The sequence below is a fragment of the Lentzea sp. NPDC036955 genome (assembly GCF_055608005.1).
The window spans coordinates 111,368-129,977 of sequence record NZ_JBVJRC010000007.1; the positions used below are offsets into that span (position 1 = coordinate 111,368).

Below are 18,610 nucleotides of genomic sequence, written 5' to 3' on the forward strand. Positions count from 1 at the left end.
GGAGGATCTCCCTACTTGGCGCGCTTGTAGAACGGAAGTGCGACGACCTCGACCGGCTGCTTCTTGCCGCGGACGTCCACCAGCAGAGGGGTGCCGGGCGCGGAGCTCGCCCGGTTCACGTAGGCCATCGCCACCGAGTAGCCCAGGGTCGGCGACAGCGCGCCCGAGGTCACCTCGCCGACGACCTCGTCGCCGTTCAGCACGGCGTAACCGTGGCGGGGCGCGCGGCGCTCGGGGGTCTTCAGACCGACCAGCACGGAGTCCACATCGGACTCGGACACCTCGGTCAGCGCCTCGCGGCCGACGAAGTCGCCCGGCTTGTCGAGCTTCACGACCCGGCCGAGACCCGCGTGGTACGGGGTGAGCGAGGTGGTCAGCTCGTTGCCGTACAACGGCATTCCGGCTTCCAGGCGCAACGTGTCGCGGCAGCCGAGACCGCACGGCTTGAGCTCGTGCGGCTGCCCGGCCTCCAGCAGCGCCGTCCACACTGCGGCGGCGTCGTCGGGCGCGACGAACAGCTCGAAGCCCTCCTCGCCGGTGTAGCCGGTGCGCGCGAGCAGCGCGTCCACCCCGGCCACCTTCGAGGGGTAGGAGGCGTAGTACTTCACCGTCGACAGGTCGGTGTCGGTCAGTCCGGCGAGGACCTCCACCGACTTCGGGCCCTGGATCGCGATCAACGCGTAGTCCGTGGACCTGTCCGTGACGGCGGTGTCGAACCCGGCGGCCCGCTCGACGAGCGCCTCGGCGACCACGGCGGCGTTCGAGGCGTTGGCGACGACCATGAACTCCTCGTCGCCCAGCCGGTAGACGATCAGGTCGTCGACCACGCCGCCGTCGGCCTGGGTGATCATCGTGTAGCGGGCCTTGCCGACCGCGAGCGCGGAGATGTGGCCGACCAGCGCGTAGTCGAGCGCGGCACCGGCCTGCGGCCCGGTCAGCACGATCTCACCCATGTGCGTGAGGTCGAACAGGCCAGCGGTGGTGCGCACGGCGTGGTGCTCGGCCAGCTCGCTGGAGTAGCGCAGCGGCATCTTCCAGCCCGCGAAGTCGGTGAACATCGCGCCGAGCGACTCGTGCTCAGCGTTCAGTGGCGTGAGGCGGGACATCAGAACGCTCCTCCAGGGTGCGCCGAAGAGCCGGGCCAGGCCGGCTGAGGCAACAGAAGAATGACACGGTCCACCGGAGACTCCTCACCAGAGCGAGCCTCCCCCTCTGTCATGAGCCTGAGAGCTTCGTCGCCGGAGCGACTTGCACCGTGGGCGAGGCTCCTGATGAGCCTGCTTTCCAGAGTTGCCTTCGTCGTGCGGTATCTGTGCCTGAGAGATTCCGGGGAGGAGTTGCTCCTTCGGCGCTCCCGCTGAAGGGAGCTCTCCCGCGCGACATCGACGGCCGTGTTCAGTTGGTTGCCCCAGACGCTAGCAGGCCGAACGTCACAGCGGCACGCCCTGAGCAGTCTTCTCCACCACCTTGCGCTCCGCCCAGAACGACAGGAACGGGATCGTCCCCGCGACCAGCACGAGCGCGGTGCCCTTGATGGACCAGCGCAGCTTCAGCGCCAGGTCGACCGAAAGCACCAGGTAGATGGCGTAGAGGAACCCGTGGATCGGGCCGACGACCTTCATCGCCTGGTCCATGCCGGCGGCGTACTTCAGCACCATCGCCACGACCAGCAGCAGCAGGAAGACACCGACCACGTAAGCCATGACCCGGAACCGGGTCAACGCACCCTTCATCTGCCCGCCTTCGCTCAACGACCGTCCCGCGCGTTGAGGTCCGCGAGCATGCGGTTGTAGGCCGCGAGCTCCGCGTCTTCTTCGTCGTCGAAGTGCTCGACAGGCGCGGGTTTGACGGCGTCAACGGTAGTCACCGGTGCGACGGGGGGTGCAACCGGCTCCGGTGCGGAGAGAGCCTCGTCACGGCGCTGGCGCGCGAGACGGCGGAACCGCCACACCATGAAGAGGGGGAAGAGGCCGAAGAGCGGCCACTGGAGCACGTACCCGAGGTTTTGGAACGTGCCGCTCGCGGACTCGAAGCGCTGCCACTGCCACCACGCGAGCCCGCAGCAGAGGACCAGCGCCGCCAGACAGGCGAGCGCGATCAGCACACGCTGGGGAGTAAGGAGGCCGCGCACGACCTCCACACTACTGGGGTGAGGCCTCCTGTCAGGAGGCCACCCGTGAGGGGTAGCGCGCCACGGGAGCGCGCGTGCCCGTTTGCGAGTGAACTTCGGGGCTGCCGATGCCTCGACAGCCCGCTTCTCCTACGCCACGCCGTCCCGGCGCTGCCTCTGCAGACGAGCAACGCACCAGGCCGCGGCCGAACCGCGGCGGAGGTGCTGGAGAACCGTCATCGGTCCCAGGCGCCTTCCGAGGTCGGCAGGCGTGAGGCCGGCGGCGCGGTAGTCGAGCGCGCGCTGGTCCAGCGGGCTGATGCCCGCGTCCCACCACTGCTCGGCCTCGGCGACGTCGCCCACCAGCTGCCAGTAGCTCGCCGCGGCGGCGAGCAGTGCCTCGGGTGCCTCCGGCGCCCGCTTGCGCATCGCGGCCACGTAGGCCGGATCCGCCGAGTCGACCTTGACCAAGCCACGCGGCCCACTCCTGCCTCCCCGCTGCACGGGGATGCCGGGCGCCGAGGGGGGAGCCTCCGCGAGCCACGCGTTCTTGATCCGGTTCACCTCCTGCATCTCTGCGTCGTCAGACCGTTCAGCCGCCCACTGCTGCAACAGCTCGTGGACCCCGGAGTCCTCGACCATCCATGCCTCCTCGTCGGTCGGGGATCGGCCATTGCAGCGGAAGGTATTCGGTAGGTCTGACAATCGCCAGACCCTGAATCGCCAGAACACCCGTTACCAGTGCGTGATTGGCCTCATTCCACCCGTCCGGCTCAACGCGGAGGGCCGAGGATCACCGAGGGTCACTAGGCGACGGGGGTGGCCGTCCCGAAGAGGCTCCTGACGAAGGTGATGATCGACTCCGCACCCTCGCGCAGCCAGCCGAGGGCCGTCTGGACCCCCGACGCGGACTCTTCCGGCTGGGTGATCAGGAGGAACAGCACCAGCGCGACGCCCGCCAGCACCAGCACCTTCTTGAGGTTCACAGGTCCCTCTCCGTCCATGTCGCTCACAGGTGGGCGGCGAACCGCCCGTGTCACCCGACATGCTCCCTCATTCACCCGTGCGATGAACAACCACCACGCCAGGCGGGGCGGCGGATCCACCGCCACCGCACGTCTGCACCGGGCCTGTTGTCACCCGAATGGCGGCTAAAGCCGCCGGTTTCCAGCGCCGATGTCCTGGGCACGAGGTGAGCGCGAGGACCCTCGAATCCCACAGCTTGGACAAGACACAGGTGCACCGGGCCTCACCCGGATGCCGAATGCCCGGCATCACGCTCCGTCACGGCGTGGTGTCGTCATTAATGCGCCTCCGACCGTTCACGCAATTGCTCCAGCCCGCCGCAGTTCCGCAATTCGGTCTTCCGCCACACCCATGTTCGCGAGCACTTCCGCGGTGTTCGCCCCGACCGGCACCGGAGGGGTCGGAACCGCCGCCGGGGTCCGGTCGAACCGGGGCGCCGGCGCCGGGTGCCGCACACCGGCGACGTCCACGAAGGTGGCGCGCTCCGCGGTGAACGGGTGCTCCGCCGCCTCGGCCGGGGTCAGCACCGGCGCCAGGCAGGCGTCCGTGTCCCGCGCGAGGTCGGCCCACTCGTCCCTGGTGCGGGTCCTGACCGCCGCCGCGATGTGTTCGCGCAGCTCAGGCCACCGGGCCGGGTCGTTGCGCGACGGTGCGTCCGCCAGCCCCAGCACGCGCACCAGGTCGGCGTAGAACTTCTCCTCCAGCGCGCCGATGGCCACGTACCTGCCGTCCGCGGCCTCGTAGACGTCGTAGAACGGCACCCCGCCGTCGAGCATGTTCTCGCCGCGGCCACCGGACCACATGCCCGCGTTGCGCATGCCGTGCAGGAACGTGGTGAGCAGCGCGGCACCGTCGACCATGGCCGCGTCCACGACCTGGCCGCGCCCGGACCGCTCCCTCTCGTACAGCGCGGCGAGCACGCCGAGGGCCAGCAGCAGCCCTCCCCCGCCGAAGTCACCCAGGAGGTTGATGGGGAACGACGGCGGCCCGCCGGCCCGGCCGAGCGGTTCCAGCGCGCCCGCGACGGCGATGTAGTTGATGTCGTGCCCGGCCCGGTCGGCCAGCGGCCCGTCCTGGCCCCACCCGGTCATGCGCCCGTAGATGAGGCGCGGGTTGCGGGCCAGGCACTGCGCGGGCCCGATGCCGAGCCGTTCGGTGACGCCCGGCCGGAAGCCCTCGACCAGCACGTCCGAGCGTTCGACCAGGGTCAGCACCAGCTCGGCGCCCTCGGGCGTGCGGGTGTCGACCGCGATCGAGCGCCGGTTGCGGCCGAGGAAGTCACCGGGGACCGCCGGGTGGGCGCCCGGTTTGTGCACCTGGACCACGTCCGCGCCGAGGTCGGCGAGCACCATGCAGCCGAACGGCGCGGGCGCGAGGCCCGCGAGCTCGACGACCTTCAGCCCCGCGAGCGGCCCGCTCACAGCGACCTCGCGATGATTTCCTTCATGATCTCGTTCGTGCCGCCGTAGATCCGCTGCACGCGGGCGTCGGTCCAGGCGCGGGAGATCGGGTACTCGTTCATGTAGCCGTAGCCGCCGAAGAGCTGCAGGCACTCGTCGACGACGCGGCTCAGCCGGTCGCTCGCCCAGTACTTCGCCATCGCGGCGGTCGGCACGTCGAGCTCGCCCCTGAGGTGCTTCTCGACGCACTCGTCGATGAACGCCCTGGTCACGGCCGCCTCGGTGGCGCACTCGGCGAGCTTGAAGCGGGTGTTCTGGAACTTGATCAGCTCCTTGCCGAACGCCGTGCGCTCCTTCACGTACTTCAGCGTCACGTCGACGGCGGCCTCGATGCCCGCGATCGAGGCGACGCCGATGATGAGGCGTTCCTGCGGCAGCTGCTGCATGAGCTGGACGAAGCCCATGCCCTCCTGGCCGCCCAGCAGGTTCTCCGCGGGCACCCGGACGTCGTCGAAGAACAGCTCGGCGGTGTCCTGGCCCTTCATGCCGACCTTGTCGAGCACGCGGCCGCGCCGGATGTCGTGCTCGACCACGAGCAGCGAGATGCCCTGCGCGCCCTGGCCGGGGTCGGTCTTCGCGACGACGACCACGAGGTCGGCGTGCACGCCGTTGGTGATGAAGGTCTTGGAGCCGTTGATGACGTACTCGTCGCCGTCGCGGATCGCCTTCGTGCGGATGGACTGCAGGTCCGAGCCCGCGCCGGGTTCCGACATCGCGATCGCGCCGACGTACTCGCCGGACGCGAGCTTGGGCAGCCAGCGGTGCTTCTGCTCTTCGGTGCCGTAGGAGTTGAGGTAGTGGGCCACGATGCCGCTGTGGACGCTGTTGCCCCACGAGCTGTCGCCGGCACGTGCCTGTTCTTCGAGCAGAACGGCCTCGTGTGCGAACGTGCCGCCACCGCCGCCGTACTCCTCGGGGATGCTCAGGCACAGCAACCCGAGCTCGCCCGCCTTGGTCCACAGGTCGCGGTCGACCTGCTTCTGCTCGGCGAAGCGCTCCTGGTGCGGCACGACCTCCTTCTCCATGAACGTGCGCGCGAGCTGGCGCAACTGGTCCAGGTCGCTGTCCATCCACCGCGATCGACGCTCTGCCATGCGGTCAACGAAACCACCGGCGGGTGGCCGACGCCATGACCGCCGCGCCTGCCCGTCACCCGAAAAACTGAGCGAAAAAACCACCTCGGTCGGTCAGACTGCCCGGTGTGCGGATTCACCGGGTCAGCCAGGACGACTGGCGGGTGTGGCGTGACGTGCGGCTGGAGGCGCTGGCCACCGACCCCGGCGGCTTCGGGTCGGCGCTGGCTCACGAGCAGGCGTTCACCGAGGACGACTGGCGGGAGGCCGTCGAGCGGGGGCTGAGGCTCATCGCGTTCGCCCCGGAGCCGGTCGGGCTGGTCGGTGCCACGCCGAAGCCCACCGGCCTGCACCTCTGCTCGATGTGGGTCAGGGGCTCCCACCGCGGCCGCGGCGTCGGGGAGGCGCTGGTGGACGGCGTGCTGGCGTGGGCTGCGGACGAGGGCTGGAAGGTCGTGCGGCTGCGCGTGTACGAGGACAACCTGCCCGCACGCAGGCTTTACGGGAGGCTCGGGTTCATCGACTGCGACGAACCCGAGCACATGGAGCTCCTCCTGAGCTAATCGGTCACCCTCCACGGTCATGGCCAGCGTCAGGAGCCGGGCTTAGCGTGGGTGCCATGAGCGAAGCCTTGATCTTCGACGCGGTGCGCACGCCGCGCGGCAAGGGCAAGCGCGGGTCGTTGCACAGCGTGCGGCCCGTCGAGCTGGCCGCCGGTGTCCTGCGCGCGCTGTCCGAGCGCAACTCCCTGGACACCTCCTCGGTGGACGACGTCGTGTTCGGCGTGGTGTCCCCGATCGGCGAGCAGGGCGGTGACATCGCCCGCGCGGCGGTGCTGGCCGCCGGGTGGGACCAGCGTCCCGCCGGTGTGCAGCTCAACCGGTTCTGCGCCTCCGGCCTGGAGTCGGTGAACCTCGCGGCGGCCAAGGTCGCGTCCGGGTTCGAGGACCTGGTGGTGGCCGGTGGCGTCGAGTCGATGTCGCGCGTGCCGATGGGCTCCGACGGTGGCGCGTGGGCGATCGACCCGGCCACGAACTTCGACCTGTCGTTCGTGCCGCAGGGCGTGTCGGCCGACCTGATCGCGACCCTGGAGGGCTTCTCCCGCACCGACGTCGACGCGTGGGCCGCCCGGTCGCACGCGAAGGCGTTCGAGGCGCAGAAGAACGGCTTCTTCGAGCGGTCCGTCGTCCCGGTCGTCGACCAGAACGGCACGGTGGTGCTCAAGGAGGACGAGACGATCCGCCCCGAGTCCACCGTGGAGTCCCTCGGCAGGCTGAAGCCCAGCTTCCAGTTCCACGGCGACCTCGGCTACGACACCGTCGCGATCGACCGCTACCCCACCGTCGAGCGCATCAGCCACGTGCACACGCCGGGCAACTCGTCGCAGATCGTCGACGGCGCCGCGGCCATGCTGATCGGCTCCGCGGCGGCCGGCCGGGCGCTGGGCCTCACCCCGCGCGCGAAGATCGTGTCCGTCGCGGTCGTGGGCACCGAGCCGACGATCATGCTGACCGGTCCGGCCCCCTCGGCGCGCAAGGCGCTGGACAGGGCGGGGCTCTCGGTCGAGGACATCGACCTGTTCGAGGTCAACGAGGCGTTCTCGTCGGTCGTGCTGAAGTTCCTGCGGGACATGGACGTCCCGGAGGACAGGGTCAACGTCAACGGCGGCGCCATCGCGCTGGGCCACCCGCTGGGCGCGACCGGCTGCATGATCCTCGGCACGCTGCTGGACGAGCTGGAGCGCCGGGACCTGCGCCGCGGCCTGGCCACGCTGTGCGTGGGCGGCGGCATGGGCATCGCGACGATCATCGAGAGGATCTGAGGTGCCTTTCCACTACGACAAGGACTCCGACGGCATCGTCACCCTGACGATGGACATGTCCGGCTCCGCCAACGTGATGAACGACGAGTACCGCGAGCTGATGGGCGATGCCGTCGCGAAGTTCGAAGGTGACGACATCACCGGTGTGGTCATCACGTCCGCCAAGAAGACCTTCTTCGCCGGCGGCGACCTGAACGTGCTCATCGCGATCACCCCGGAGAACGCCTCCCAGGCGCTGGAGGGCGTCGAGGAGGTCAAGGCGCAGCTGCGCAGGCTGGAGAAGCTCGGCAAACCGGTCGTGGCCGCGATCAACGGCACCGCGCTCGGCGGCGGGTTCGAGATCGCGCTGGCCGCGCACCGCCGGATCTTGCTGAACGACAACGGCATCCGCGTCGGGTTGCCGGAGGCGACGCTGGGCCTGCTGCCCGGCGGCGGTGGCGTGACGCGCATGGTGCGGCTGCTGGGTGTGCAGAAGGCGTTGCCGTTGCTCATGGAGGGCAAGCAGCTGCGGCCGGAGCGGGCGCTGCAGGCCGGGATCGTGCACCAGCTCGTGGACACGCGCGAGGAGCTGGTCTCCGAGGCCCGTGCGTGGATCAAGGCGAACCCGGCGCCCGTGCAGCCGTGGGACGTGCAGGGCGCGGGTGTGCCGGACCTGAAGTTCGGCGACCCGAACAGCTACGGCCTGCTCGGTGCCGCACCCGCCGTGCTGCGCAAGAAGTCGCACGGCGTCTACCCGGCGCCGGAGAAGATCATGGCGACGGCGGTCGAGGGCGCGTACGTCGACTTCGACACCGCGTTGAAGATCGAGGGCCGCTACTTCGTGGAGCTGGCGTCCGGCCAGGTCTCGAAGAACATGATCACGGCGTTCTGGTTCAACCTCAACGAGGTCAACGGCCGCGCGTCCGCCACGGGCAAGCGCGTCGCCAAGCTCGGCGTGCTGGGCGCGGGCATGATGGGCGCCGGGATCGCCGAGGTGTCCGCGAAGGCGGGCATCGAGGTGGTGCTGAAGGACGTCAGCCTCGAAGGCGCTCAGAAGGGCGCTCAGGGCCTGGCGGGCATCACGCCGACCGACTCCGACGACGACCTCGCGGGCTGCGACCTCGTCATCGAGGCCGTCTTCGAGAACCGCGAGCTGAAGAACGCGGTGCTGCCCGCCGCCGAGGCGAAGGCGTTGCCCGACGCGGTGATCGCGTCCAACACCTCGACGCTGCCGATCACCGGTCTCGCGTCGTCGGTGTCCGCGCCGGAGCGGTTCATCGGCCTGCACTTCTTCTCGCCGGTGCCGAAGATGCGGCTCGTGGAGATCATCCGCGGCGAGAAGACGTCCGAGGAGACGTTGCAGCGCGCCCTGGACTACGTGCGGCAGATCGGGAAGACGCCGATCGTGGTCAACGACTCGCGCGGCTTCTACACCTCGCGCACGTTCGGCACGTACGTGATCGAGGCGATCACGATGCTGGCCGAGGGCGTGGCGCCCGCGCTGATCGAGAACGTCGCCAAGAAGTCCGGCATGGCGGTCGGCCCGCTCGCGGTGTCGGACGAGGTGACGCTGTCGTTGCAGCTGAAGATCCACGACCAGACGCTCGCCGACGACCCGTCGCTGGTGTCGGACAGCCCGGCGTACGACCTGATCCGCGAGATGGTCTCGCTGGGGCGCACCGGCAAGTCCGGTGGCGCGGGCTTCTACGAGTACCCGTCCGACGGCTCGAAGAAGTTCCTCTGGCCAGAGCTCACCACCCGGTACGCGAAGGCCGACGCGGGCGTGTCCGAGCAGGACGTGCGCGACCGGCTGCTGTTCGTGCAGGCGCTGGAGACCGTGCGGTGCCTCGACGAGGGCGTGCTGACCTCCGTGGCGGACGCGAACATCGGCTCGATCTTCGGGTTCGGGTTCGCGCCGTGGAGCGGTGGCACGCTGCAGTTCATCAACTCGTTCGGCGTGCAGGCGTTCGTGGAGCGGGCGGACTACCTCGCGGACACCTACGGCGAACGGTTCCGCCCTCCGGCTTCGCTGCGGGAGCGCGACCAGTTCTAGGCAGGTTGCCAGATGTCGTGCCTGTGACGCCCCAAGTTCCCGCACCTGGCCCTGCTGGCGTCTGCAACGAGGGGCGAACGAGATTTCTGGCACCAGGTGCTCAGGCGCGGTAGGAGCCGGGTGAGGACCCGGTCCACCGCTTGAAGGCCCGGTGGAAGGCGCTCGCCTCGGAGAACCCGAGGCGCAGCGCCAGCTCCTCCACCGACTCACCGCCGCGCACGAGCGACGCCACGGCCTGGTCGCGCAGCAGCTGTTCGCGCACCTCGCGGAACGACGTGCCCTCCGCGGCCAGCCTGCGCCGCAGCGTCGGCGCGGAGATGCCGAGCCGTGCCGCGACCGCCTCCAGACCCGTGACCCCGCTGCCGAGCAGCCTGCGCACGTGCCCGGCCGTGTCGGCGCCGTAGTCCCTGCGCGACAACAGCTCCGCCGGCGAGTGCCGCAGGAACCGCTTGAGCGCCGCCTCGTCCTGCACCACCGGCATCCGCAGGAACCGGGGGTCGAAGCTGATCGTCGTGTCCGGTGCGCCGAACGCCATCGGGCAGCTGAAGATCAGGTGGTACTCCCCGGCGTGCGCGGGCTCGGGGTAGGCGAAGGTGGCCTGCCGCAACGGGATGCGCCGGCCGATCAGCCACGACGAGAACCGGTGCCACAGCACGAGCAGCGACTCGGTGAGGAAGTGGTCGGGGTCGCCGGGGACGTGCAGCCGGAAGGTGCCGCCGCTGAGGGCGAGGTCCAGCGGCTCGTCGAAGAGCGAGTAGAACGCGAGCCCCCTGCGCAGCGCCGACTCGAGGTCGGGGCAGTGCACGGCCAGCAGGCACATCATGGCGAAGGTGCCGCGTTTGGACGGTCGCGGGCCGAAGCCCATGAACTCGTCGTCGAGGACCTCCCACAGCGTCTGGACCAGCCGCGTGTACTGGGCCGGCGTGACGCGCGCCCGGTCGTCGGCGAGCAGCGAGGCGGGGACCCCGGCACCGGCGAGCACCTCGTCCGCGCGCGGGCAGGCGCGCAGGGCCGCTCGCACGTAGTGGATCGCCACGGTCCGGGTGTGCACGAGCCACAGTAAAACGCCTGCGGGCCACCGGCGGTGGCGCGACCCCGGGGAGAGCCGGGGTCGTGCCACCGCCGGAGAAGGCCCACCCGGTGAGCCGTGCTCCTCACCGATGGGGCTGACCGCCCACCCACCGGCAAGGGACGATGTCGTGATCTCACAATGACGCTATGTGGTCTAGACCACAAAAGTCAATAGTGCGAACAGAGCAGGCGGGAGCGGGTGTTTCAGGCCTGTTCCAACGGTGCTACGGCAAAGCCCGCGGAGAAGCGCTTGCACCAGATCACGACACTCCGAATGGTGGAGACGTCGACTCCGGCCGGAATTTCGTACACCTGGTCGCCACGATTTCCCTTCAGCTTGCCGAGACTGGTGAATCCCTGTCCGAAGGTCTTCTCCGCCGCGGTGGACGCGTGCGGCGAGAGGTAGACGTACAGGTCGGGGCCGTCGCTGGTGGCGAGCGCCGCGAACTGCACGGAGTGCCCGCCACCAGGCAGTTCGACCAAGCTCGCCTGGCCGGTGGTGGCGTGTTCGAGCGACCGCCACGCGCCGGTGGCGACCTCTCGCGGCGTTTCGACCGGCGGGGGTGCGACGGGAGTGGCTTCCGCACTCGTCCCGGACGTCGTCATCGGCGCGGACGAGGTGGGTCCCGCGGGAACGAGGAGCGCCTCGTTCGTTTCGCGGGTCGTCAGCAGGCGCCACGGCTGGAACAGGTACAGGCCGACCCCGAGCGCGACCACGAGGACGAGTGCGACGGGGATCAGGAATCGACGATGGCGCATACCGAAATACTGGCGCAAACCGGACCGGCAAGACCTTACTGAGTTGTTAAGGCGGCACGGTCGACGCCGACCTCCCCTGTGCGTGCGTTCAGGTCCGCGTCGCTCGATGGAGCAGTTCGCCGAGGTGTTCACCTGCTCGGGTGATGCTCCGGCGTGGCGCCTGACCGGAACCGTGCTGGTGGCAGGGCTTGCGGGGGCCGGTCCGGTGCTCGCCCGGACTGCGGTCCGCTGACGGCGGCCACTCAACCAGGGGCGTCAGGGCGCCGATAAGGCAGTCAGGTGAGCGTTCTCCTGCGCCCTTACTACCGGTAGCCTGCCGTGAGCGTGACCACCTGACTTCCATCCGTGAGCAATTGAGGAGGACTGCCGTGCGCGCACTGTGGGCCGCTGGCGGCTCCGCTGTGCTCGGCTCCGCGTTGCTCGGTGTGTTGGTGGGTATGGCCATCCACGGTGTCTCGGAAGAGGCCCCGTCGGCCGGAACACCCGGTTCCAGCTGGATCACCACCACCCCGAGCACGTCACTGAGCAGCACCGAGACCACCACGCCGTCGAGCAGCGCTCCGCCGAGTCCTCCGAGCTCCACGTCGAGCACGCAGCAGACGCCCAGGAAGACCACCCCGCCGCCGGCCGTCACCAACCCGGCACCGCCGCCACCGGTGAGCACGACCACGACGACCACGGCGACGCCGTCGGGGTGGCCGTGCAGCCCGCTGAACCCGTTGCCTCCGCCCACCTGCAAGAACCCGGGGTGAGTCCGCGCGCCCCGCTCAGCCGGGGCGCGCACTCCCCTGCTGGTCAGGCGGACTCGCGCCGCACCAGCGCCGTCGGCAGCATCTCCTGCTTGCGCTTCACCGTCTCGTCGCGCAGCAGCTTCATCAGGTGCGCGACCATGTGCTTCACCTGCGAGTCCGAGTCCTGGCGCACCGAGGTCAGCGGCGGCACGGTGTGCTCGGCGATCGCGATGTGGTCGTCAAACCCGACCACGGCGACGTCCTCCGGCACCCGTTTCCCGGCCTCGTTCAACGTTTCCAGCGCGCCGGCGGCCATCAGGTCCGACGCGACGAACACGGCGTCGAGCGCGGGCACCTTCGCCAGCAGCGCCGACATGGCCTTCCGGCCGCCCTCGCGGGTGAAGCCGCCGTCCTCGGTGAGGCGGGCCGCGGCCTTGTCGTCCAGCTTGAGCGCGGACTTGAAGCCGTTCAGCCGGTCGATCGCCGACAGCTCGTCGAGCGGGCCGGAGACGTGCACGATCTTGCGGCGGCCCAGCGACTTGAGGTGCTCGGTCGCGAGGACGGCGCCGCCCTCGTTGTCGTTGTCGACGAGGTGCATGCCGCGCAGGGAGCCCCAGGGCTTGCCGGCGTAGACCACCGGCAGCGGTAGCTTCTTCACGATCGAGACCAGCTCGTCGTTGCGGTGCGGGGCGAACACCAGCGCGCCGTCGACGTGGCCGCCCGCGAGGAAGCGGTGGGCGCGGGCCTGGTCGTCGAGCGAGTGGACGAGCATGAGGACCATCTGCACGTCGACGTCGGCCAGCGCGCGGGCGCCCGCGCGGATGAGGCGCGCGAAGTGCGGGTCGTCGAAGATCTTGGGTTCGGGCTCGGAGAACACGACGGCGACGGCGCCGGTGCGGCGGGTGACCAGTGCCCTGGCCGCGCGGTTGGGTTGGTAGCCCAGCGCGTGCACGGCGGCGTTCACGGCCTCCAGTGCCTCGGGGCTCACCCTCGGCGACGCGTTCAGCACCCGTGACGCCGTGGCGCGGGAGACCCCTGCCCTCGCGGCCACGTCCTCCAGCGTCGGTCGCGCGTGGTTGGACACGAGCACCACCACTCCTCGATGAAAAGCCTTTGAGTCGCTGGTCAGCTTAGCCGCAAGCGATCTCGGAGGAGGGTTTCCGCGTTTTTCAGCGCGTTTTTTCCCCAATAGCGGCCACTTTCGGCGGATCGGGCGTGCTTCCCCGTGGCGCGATGGAGACCCGGACCAGTCCGTCCTCCCGGCGGGTCGCAACGGGCAAACCGGCGGAAACGGCCGTCCGCACCAGAGCGGTCGACGAAGGCAGGCACCACGCCACGAGCTCCCGACAGCCGAACAGCTCCGCCTCGGAAGCCAGTGCGGACAGCAGCGCCGCACCGACGCCACGGCGTTGCCACGCGTCCTCCACCAGCAACGACACCTCCGCGCAGCCCGGCAGCCCGGTGCGGATGAGCTGCCCCAGCGCGATCAGCCGGTCACCGTTCTGCACCACGGTCGTGGTCCCGCGCGAGGGGCTGAGCAGGCGGTGCAGCCAGCGCCGCGGCACGGTGCTCATCCCGGAGTGGTAGCGGTTGAACAACGTCCCCATCGAACATCTGCCGTGCAGCTCGGCGACGGCGTCGGTGTCCGCGGCCGTGCCCGGACGCAGCACCAGGTCCTCGGTGAGCACTCCTCGCATCATGCGAACCAGGATCGCCGGGTGCTGTTGCGGGAACGCGACACCGCAGTAAAACGATCCAGAAAAGCCCGGGGTCGCGAAATGAGGGAATTGTCGTCGCGTCCCCGGCGAACTCCACCGCCCTGCCGGTGACACCGAGCGGCCGGGAAACGAGAGAGCGCTCTCACCTGCGGACGGGCGTGTCCGCGGGTGAGAGCGCCGGAGTCCCCGGTCCGGCCAGGCGGTCAGACCGCGTAGCCGTGCGCCGGCAGGCCGTTGTTCCCGATGATGCGGGAGAACGTCGCCGCGCTCTCCTTGACCGTGCGCTGCTGCGTCTCGAAGTCGACGTGCACGATGCCGAACCGCTGCGAGTACCCGGCCGCCCACTCGAAGTTGTCGAGCAGCGACCACGCCAGGTACCCGCGGACGTCCGCGCCCTCGGAGATGGCCCGGTGCACCGCGCGCACGTGGTCCACCAGGTACCTCGTGCGCTGCACGTCCACGACGCGACCGAGCTCGTCGACCTCGTCGGGGAACGCGGAGCCGTTCTCGGTGACCACCAGCGGGATGCCGTCGACGTGCTTCGACAGCCGCACCAGCAGCTCGGTGAACGCGTCGGCGTTCTGCTCCCAGCCGAAGCCGGTGAGCTCACCGCGCGGCGGTTGCAGCGCCACCCCGCGCAGGCCGGCGTGCGGGCCCTCGGGCACGAAGTCCTCCTCGGCCGGTGCCACGCGGGTCGGGTTGTAGTAGTTGACGCCGATCCAGTCGACCGGGGTCGCGATGGTCTCCATGTCGCCGTCGCGCACCACGTTCGTCCAGTCGCCCAGCCAGGCGGTGTCCTGCAGGACGTCCAGCGGGTAGCCGCGGCCGAGCACCGGGTCGAGCAGGATGCGGTTCTGCAGCCCGTCGACCTTGCGCACCGCCTCCAGCGACGCCTCCGAGGAGTCGTCCGCCCAGATCGTGCTGAAGTTCAGCACGAGCGACAGCCGGTGCGAGGCCGGGGCCTGGGCGCGCAGCGCCTGCGTGGCGAGGCCGTGGGCGAGCAGCAGGTGGTGGGCCGCCTCCAGGGAGGCCACCGGGTCGGCCACGCCGGGGGCGTGGATGCCGTTGCCGTAGCCCAGGAACGCCGACACCCACGGCTCGTTCAGCGTCGTCCAGGCCTCCACCCGGTCGCCGAGCCGTTCGTGCACGACGGCCGCGTACTCCGCGAAGCGGTAGGCCGTGTCCCGGTTGCGCCAGCCGCCGAAGTCCTCCAGCACCTGGGGCAGGTCCCAGTGGTACAGCGTGGCCAGCGGCTGGATGCCCTTGTCCAGCAACGTGTCCACCAGCCGGTCGTAGAACGCGAGCCCGCGCTCCTCGACCGCGCCGCTGCCGCTGGGCTGCACGCGCGGCCAGGCGATGGAGAACCGGTAGGCGGCCAGCCCGAGCGAGACCATCAGGTCCACGTCGGAGGCGTACCTGCGGTAGTGGTCGCAGGCCGGGTCGCCGCCGTCGCCGTTCAGCACCTTGCCCGGCGTGGCCGCGAAGGTGTCCCAGATCGAAGGCCCCCGACCGTCCACTGTGGTCGATCCTTCGATCTGGAACGCCGCGGTCGCCGCTCCCCACAGGAAGTCCGGCGGGAAGCTCAGCACCTCCCGCTCGACCTCGACGTCCGAGTCGGTCGTCATTCACTCACCCCTTCACAGCACCCTGCATGATTCCTCCGACGATCTGGCGGGAGAGCAGGACGAAGATCGCGATGACCGGCAGGACGGCGAGCGACGCGCCGGCCAGCATCAGCGAGTAGTCGGTGTAGTAGCCGCTGGCCAGGGTCGACAGCGCGACCTGGACGGTCGGGCTGTCGTTGGGGTCCAGCACGATCAGCGGCCAGAAGAAGTCGTTCCACGACGTCATGAACGTGAACATGCCGAGCACCGCCGCCTGCGGCCGGACGGCGGGGAACCCGACGTGCCAGAACGTCCGCAGCACCGAGCAGCCGTCCACCCGCGCGGCCTCGATCAGCTCGTGCGGCACGGTCTCCTCGCACGCCTGGCGCATCCAGAACACCGCGAACGAGCCGATCAGCACCGGGACGATGACCGCCTGCAGCGTGCCGTACCAGTCCAGGTCCGACATCAGCATGTACAGCGGGATCACGCCCAGCTGCGTCGGCACCATCGCGGTGCCGAGCACGACCAGGAACAGCGAGTCGCGGCCCTTGAACCGCAGCCGGGCGAACGCGAAGCCGGCGAGCGTGCCCAGCACGACGTTCGAGATGGCCACGGTCGAGGCGACGATGAACGAGTTCTGCATGGCGAGCCAGAAGTCGACCGTGTCGAAGACGCGGGTGACGTTCTCGACGAGGTTGCCGCCGGGGACCAGCGGCGGCAGCTTCTCGCCGAGCACCGAGTTGTCCTTCGACGCCACGATGAACGAGTAGTACAGCGGGAACACCGAGGCGGCGAGCACCGCGACCAGGAACCCGTAGAGCAGCGGTCCGGCCTTCGTGCGAGTCATCGGCCGATCACCCCTTCGACGCGATGCGCCGCGTCAGCGTGAAGTTGATGACCGCGACCACCAGCACGACGAGGAAGAGCATCCACGCCACGGTGGCCGCGTAGCCCGCGTCGAACAGCCGGAAGCCCTTCTCGTACATGTAGAGCACGAGCGTCTGGAACTGCCGGTCGCTGCCACCGGTCGAGTTGTTGGCCGCGAAACCGGGGTCGAACAGTGCGGGTTCGGCGAACAGCTGCAGACCGCCGATCGTCGAGGTGACGACGGTGAAGAGGATCGTCGGGCGGATCGACGGCACGGTGATCGACCAGAACATCCGCCAGCGCGAAGCACCGTCCAGGGTGGCCGACTCGTACATGTCCCTCGGCACCGACTGCATGGCCGCCAAGTACAGCAGCGCGTTGTAGCCGGTCCAGCGCCACATCACCATCGACGACACGGCGAGGTGCGAGGCCCACGTCTCGGCGCGCCAGTCGACCGGGTCGATGCCCACCAGCCCCAGCAGGTAGTTCACGATGCCGAAGTCGCGGCCGTAGAACTGCGCGAACACCAGCGCGACCGCGGCGACCGAGATGACGTTCGGCAGCAGCACGCCCGCGCGCCAGAACGCCCTGCCGCGCAGCCCCCGGTCGAGCAGCGCGGCCAGGCCGAGCGCGGCGAGGAGCTGCGGGACGGTGGAGAGCACGAACAGGCTGATCGTGTTGAACAGCGCGTTCCAGAAGTTCGGGTCGCCGAACAGCCGGCTGTAGTTCTCCAGGCCGACGAACCCCTGGTCACCGTCGATCAGCTGCCAGTCGTGCAGCGACACCCACGCCGTGTACAGCAGCGGGTAGAGCCCGAAGACCGCGAAGACCAGGAAGAACGGCGCGATGATCAGGTAGGGCGTGTACCTGGCGTCCCAGCGGCTCAGCCCCAGCCGCCGGGGCTCGTTCGAGGACGGAGGAACCGAGGCGGCCCTGGCCGCCTCGGTCTCCGGACGCGTCAACGTCACTTGACGAGGTCCTGTGCTTCCTTCAACGCCTGCGTCCAGGCGTCTGCTCCGGACTGCTTGCCCTGCTCGACGCGCGTGAGCGCGGTGCCGAACACGGGGCCGACCTTCGAGTCCTTCGTGCCGCGGTAGGTGGGCTTGAGCGACTCGGCGGAGGTGGCGAAGATCTGGCCCACCGGCGCGGAGTTGAAGTACTCGTTGACCGTGGCCTGGACCTCGGCGTCCTGGTAGACCTTCGGCTGGCTGGGCAGGTTGCCGGTCTCCTTGAAGATCCGCTTCTGCTGCTCGGGAGCGGTCAGCCACTTGGCCAGCTCGTAGGCCTCCTTCGGGTGCTTGCCCTGCTTCGGGATCGCGAGGAACGACCCGCCCCAGTTGCCGCCACCGCCGGGCGCCGTCGTGACGTCCCACTTGCCGGCCGCACCGTCACCGGCACCGGCCTTGATGAGCGCGAGCGCCCAGGCGGGGCAGGTGGTGGTGGCGAACGAGCCCTGCTTCAGCGCGACGTTCCACTCCTGGCTGAACGGCTCCAGCGCACCGGTCTGCTGCTTGGTGCCGAGCGCGGCCGCGGTGTCGAACGCGGTCTTGACCTTGTCGTTCTTCTCCGCGATGTAGGAGTCGTCCTTCGCGAAGTAGCCCTCCTCGGTCTGGTCGAGGATGGCCTTGTAGACGTTGCGGCCGGTGTCGACGAACTTCACGTTCGGCGTCTTGGCCGTGAACTGGTCCGCGACCTTGGCGTAGTCCGCCCAGGTCGGCCACAGCTTCGCGACCTCGGCGCGGTCGGTCGGCAGGCCGGCCGCGGCGAACAGGTCGCTGCGGTAGCACAGGCCCAGGCTGCCCATGTCGGTGCCGAGGCCCAGGACGAACTCACCGTTGTCGGCGGTGCCCTGGTTCCACTTCCAGTCGGCCCACTGCGACTTCAGGTCCTTGGCGCCGTACTCGGCGAGGTTCACGAACTTGTCCTTGGAGGCGCGGAACTGCGAGATCACGCCCTCCTCCAGCGCGACGATGTCGGCGGCACCGCGGCCACCCGCCAGCTGCGTGGCGAGCTGCGTGTTGTGCTGCTCCATCTTGACCTTGCGCTGCTCGATCTTGACGTTCTGGTGCGAGGCCATGTACTCCTCGATCAGCTTGTCGTAACCGAAGTCGGAGAACAGGCCGAGTGACAGCTCGACCTTGCCGTCAGCCTCGGAACTCCCGCCGCATCCCGCGACCAGAACCATCACGAGGGTCGCAGCAGCGCTGCCGACCAGCCTTCTGTTCATCCGTCCTCCTCGACGGCGCCGTTGGCGCATGTGAACCTCGGTGAGAGCGCTCTCACACTCAACTGGAGACGCGCCGGTGTCAAGCGGTCGACATCGTTCCGTAACTT

At 69.6% G+C, this 18,610-nt stretch carries 19 protein-coding genes and 2 riboswitches; of the genes, 4 read left to right on the forward strand and 15 right to left on the reverse strand.

Annotation, left to right across the window (positions count from 1 at the left end; all coding sequences use genetic code 11):
• Positions 1-11: 11 nt before the first annotated feature.
• The 7 genes from gcvT to ACZ7CF_RS24275 all read right to left on the reverse strand — a co-directional run bounded on the left by gcvT (position 12) and on the right by ACZ7CF_RS24275 (position 5,690).
• The gene (gene gcvT, locus ACZ7CF_RS24245) at positions 12-1,106 is read right to left on the reverse strand and encodes a glycine cleavage system aminomethyltransferase GcvT (RefSeq protein ID WP_470370658.1); all 1,095 of its coding nucleotides are present in this window, start codon (positions 1,104-1,106) and stop codon (positions 12-14) included.
• 99 nt (positions 1,107-1,205) lie between these two features.
• Positions 1,206-1,293: riboswitch (glycine riboswitch) on the reverse strand.
• Between the two features lies 1 nt (position 1,294).
• Positions 1,295-1,385, reverse strand: a riboswitch (glycine riboswitch).
• 45 nt (positions 1,386-1,430) lie between these two features.
• Complete coding sequence (locus ACZ7CF_RS24250) at positions 1,431-1,733, reverse strand: DUF3817 domain-containing protein (RefSeq protein ID WP_360390208.1); 303 nt, start codon at positions 1,731-1,733, stop codon at positions 1,431-1,433.
• 14 nt (positions 1,734-1,747) lie between these two features.
• On the reverse strand, positions 1,748-2,104 hold the full coding sequence (locus tag ACZ7CF_RS24255; protein WP_470370659.1) for a hypothetical protein: 357 nt from the start codon (positions 2,102-2,104) through the stop codon (positions 1,748-1,750).
• Positions 2,105-2,260: 156 nt separating this feature from the next.
• Positions 2,261-2,752 carry a helix-turn-helix transcriptional regulator gene (locus ACZ7CF_RS24260; RefSeq protein WP_360390214.1) on the reverse strand — a complete coding sequence of 164 codons (492 nt, stop codon included), beginning with the start codon at positions 2,750-2,752 and terminating at the stop codon, positions 2,261-2,263.
• Positions 2,753-2,916: 164 nt separating this feature from the next.
• Positions 2,917-3,096 carry a hypothetical protein gene (locus ACZ7CF_RS24265; protein WP_360390217.1) on the reverse strand — a complete coding sequence of 60 codons (180 nt, stop codon included), beginning with the start codon at positions 3,094-3,096 and terminating at the stop codon, positions 2,917-2,919.
• A 336-nt stretch (positions 3,097-3,432) separates the two neighbouring features.
• The gene (locus ACZ7CF_RS24270) at positions 3,433-4,557 is read right to left on the reverse strand and encodes a CaiB/BaiF CoA transferase family protein (RefSeq protein ID WP_360390220.1); all 1,125 of its coding nucleotides are present in this window, start codon (positions 4,555-4,557) and stop codon (positions 3,433-3,435) included.
• Positions 4,554-5,690 (reverse strand): acyl-CoA dehydrogenase family protein, encoded by a 1,137-nt coding sequence (locus tag ACZ7CF_RS24275; protein WP_470370660.1) that lies wholly within the window; start codon positions 5,688-5,690, stop codon positions 4,554-4,556. Before ACZ7CF_RS24275 ends, ACZ7CF_RS24270 begins: the two co-directional genes overlap by 4 nt.
• 107 nt (positions 5,691-5,797) lie before the next feature.
• Here ACZ7CF_RS24275 and ACZ7CF_RS24280 point away from each other — a divergent pair, with 107 nt between their 5' ends.
• The 3 genes from ACZ7CF_RS24280 to ACZ7CF_RS24290 are packed head-to-tail and all read left to right on the forward strand — an operon-like array spanning position 5,798 to position 9,523.
• On the forward strand, positions 5,798-6,232 hold the full coding sequence (locus ACZ7CF_RS24280) for a GNAT family N-acetyltransferase (protein WP_360390225.1): 435 nt from the start codon (positions 5,798-5,800) through the stop codon (positions 6,230-6,232).
• 56 nt (positions 6,233-6,288) lie between these two features.
• The gene (locus ACZ7CF_RS24285) at positions 6,289-7,491 is read left to right on the forward strand and encodes an acetyl-CoA C-acetyltransferase (RefSeq protein WP_360390226.1); all 1,203 of its coding nucleotides are present in this window, start codon (positions 6,289-6,291) and stop codon (positions 7,489-7,491) included.
• Positions 7,492-7,540: 49 nt separating this feature from the next.
• Positions 7,541-9,523 carry a 3-hydroxyacyl-CoA dehydrogenase NAD-binding domain-containing protein gene (locus tag ACZ7CF_RS24290; protein WP_470370847.1) on the forward strand — a complete coding sequence of 661 codons (1,983 nt, stop codon included), beginning with the start codon at positions 7,541-7,543 and terminating at the stop codon, positions 9,521-9,523.
• Positions 9,524-9,623: 100 nt separating this feature from the next.
• On the opposite strand, the gene ACZ7CF_RS24295 is transcribed toward ACZ7CF_RS24290, so the two are convergent.
• Positions 9,624-10,574, reverse strand: coding sequence for an AraC family transcriptional regulator (locus ACZ7CF_RS24295; protein WP_470370661.1), 951 nt, complete (start codon positions 10,572-10,574; stop codon positions 9,624-9,626).
• Between the two features lie 224 nt (positions 10,575-10,798).
• Positions 10,799-11,371 (reverse strand): DM13 domain-containing protein, encoded by a 573-nt coding sequence (locus ACZ7CF_RS24300; protein ID WP_360390231.1) that lies wholly within the window; start codon positions 11,369-11,371, stop codon positions 10,799-10,801.
• 350 nt (positions 11,372-11,721) lie between these two features.
• On the opposite strand from ACZ7CF_RS24300, the gene ACZ7CF_RS24305 reads away from it, so the two are divergent.
• Positions 11,722-12,105: a hypothetical protein gene (locus ACZ7CF_RS24305; RefSeq protein WP_360390234.1), complete on the forward strand. Its 384-nt coding sequence runs from the start codon at positions 11,722-11,724 to the stop codon at positions 12,103-12,105.
• Between the two features lie 43 nt (positions 12,106-12,148).
• Here ACZ7CF_RS24305 and ACZ7CF_RS24310 read toward each other — a convergent pair whose 3' ends face one another.
• The 6 genes from ACZ7CF_RS24310 to ACZ7CF_RS24335 form a co-directional block, all read right to left on the reverse strand.
• Positions 12,149-13,174, reverse strand: coding sequence for a LacI family DNA-binding transcriptional regulator (locus ACZ7CF_RS24310; RefSeq protein WP_360390236.1), 1,026 nt, complete (start codon positions 13,172-13,174; stop codon positions 12,149-12,151).
• A 79-nt stretch (positions 13,175-13,253) separates the two neighbouring features.
• The gene (locus tag ACZ7CF_RS24315) at positions 13,254-13,784 is read right to left on the reverse strand and encodes a GNAT family N-acetyltransferase (RefSeq protein ID WP_470370662.1); all 531 of its coding nucleotides are present in this window, start codon (positions 13,782-13,784) and stop codon (positions 13,254-13,256) included.
• A gap of 221 nt (positions 13,785-14,005) precedes the next feature.
• Complete coding sequence (locus tag ACZ7CF_RS24320) at positions 14,006-15,427, reverse strand: GH1 family beta-glucosidase (RefSeq protein ID WP_360390242.1); 1,422 nt, start codon at positions 15,425-15,427, stop codon at positions 14,006-14,008.
• Positions 15,428-15,431: 4 nt separating this feature from the next.
• Positions 15,432-16,256, reverse strand: a complete 825-nt coding sequence (locus tag ACZ7CF_RS24325; protein ID WP_360390245.1) for a carbohydrate ABC transporter permease — start codon at positions 16,254-16,256, stop codon at positions 15,432-15,434.
• 7 nt (positions 16,257-16,263) lie between these two features.
• Entirely contained in the window at positions 16,264-17,169 is a 906-nt protein-coding gene (locus ACZ7CF_RS24330; protein ID WP_458434337.1) for a carbohydrate ABC transporter permease, read from the reverse strand.
• A 71-nt stretch (positions 17,170-17,240) separates the two neighbouring features.
• Positions 17,241-18,503, reverse strand: coding sequence for an ABC transporter substrate-binding protein (locus ACZ7CF_RS24335; protein WP_458430780.1), 1,263 nt, complete (start codon positions 18,501-18,503; stop codon positions 17,241-17,243).
• Positions 18,504-18,610 lie beyond the last annotated feature (107 nt).

Coding starts and splice junctions, on each gene's coding strand:
- gcvT (WP_470370658.1), bottom strand. CDS start 1,106: ATGTCCCGCCTCACGCCACTGAACGCTGAGCACGAGTCGCTCGGCGCG.
- ACZ7CF_RS24250 (WP_360390208.1), bottom strand. CDS start 1,733: ATGAAGGGTGCGTTGACCCGGTTCCGGGTCATGGCTTACGTGGTCGGT.
- ACZ7CF_RS24260 (WP_360390214.1), bottom strand. CDS start 2,752: ATGGTCGAGGACTCCGGGGTCCACGAGCTGTTGCAGCAGTGGGCGGCT.
- ACZ7CF_RS24275 (WP_470370660.1), bottom strand. CDS start 5,690: ATGGCAGAGCGTCGATCGCGGTGGATGGACAGCGACCTGGACCAGTTG.
- ACZ7CF_RS24285 (WP_360390226.1), top strand. CDS start 6,289: ATGAGCGAAGCCTTGATCTTCGACGCGGTGCGCACGCCGCGCGGCAAG.
- ACZ7CF_RS24290 (WP_470370847.1), top strand. CDS start 7,541: ATGGACATGTCCGGCTCCGCCAACGTGATGAACGACGAGTACCGCGAG.
- ACZ7CF_RS24315 (WP_470370662.1), bottom strand. CDS start 13,784: ATGATGCGAGGAGTGCTCACCGAGGACCTGGTGCTGCGTCCGGGCACG.
- ACZ7CF_RS24320 (WP_360390242.1), bottom strand. CDS start 15,427: ATGACGACCGACTCGGACGTCGAGGTCGAGCGGGAGGTGCTGAGCTTC.
- ACZ7CF_RS24325 (WP_360390245.1), bottom strand. CDS start 16,256: ATGACTCGCACGAAGGCCGGACCGCTGCTCTACGGGTTCCTGGTCGCG.
- ACZ7CF_RS24335 (WP_458430780.1), bottom strand. CDS start 18,503: ATGAACAGAAGGCTGGTCGGCAGCGCTGCTGCGACCCTCGTGATGGTT.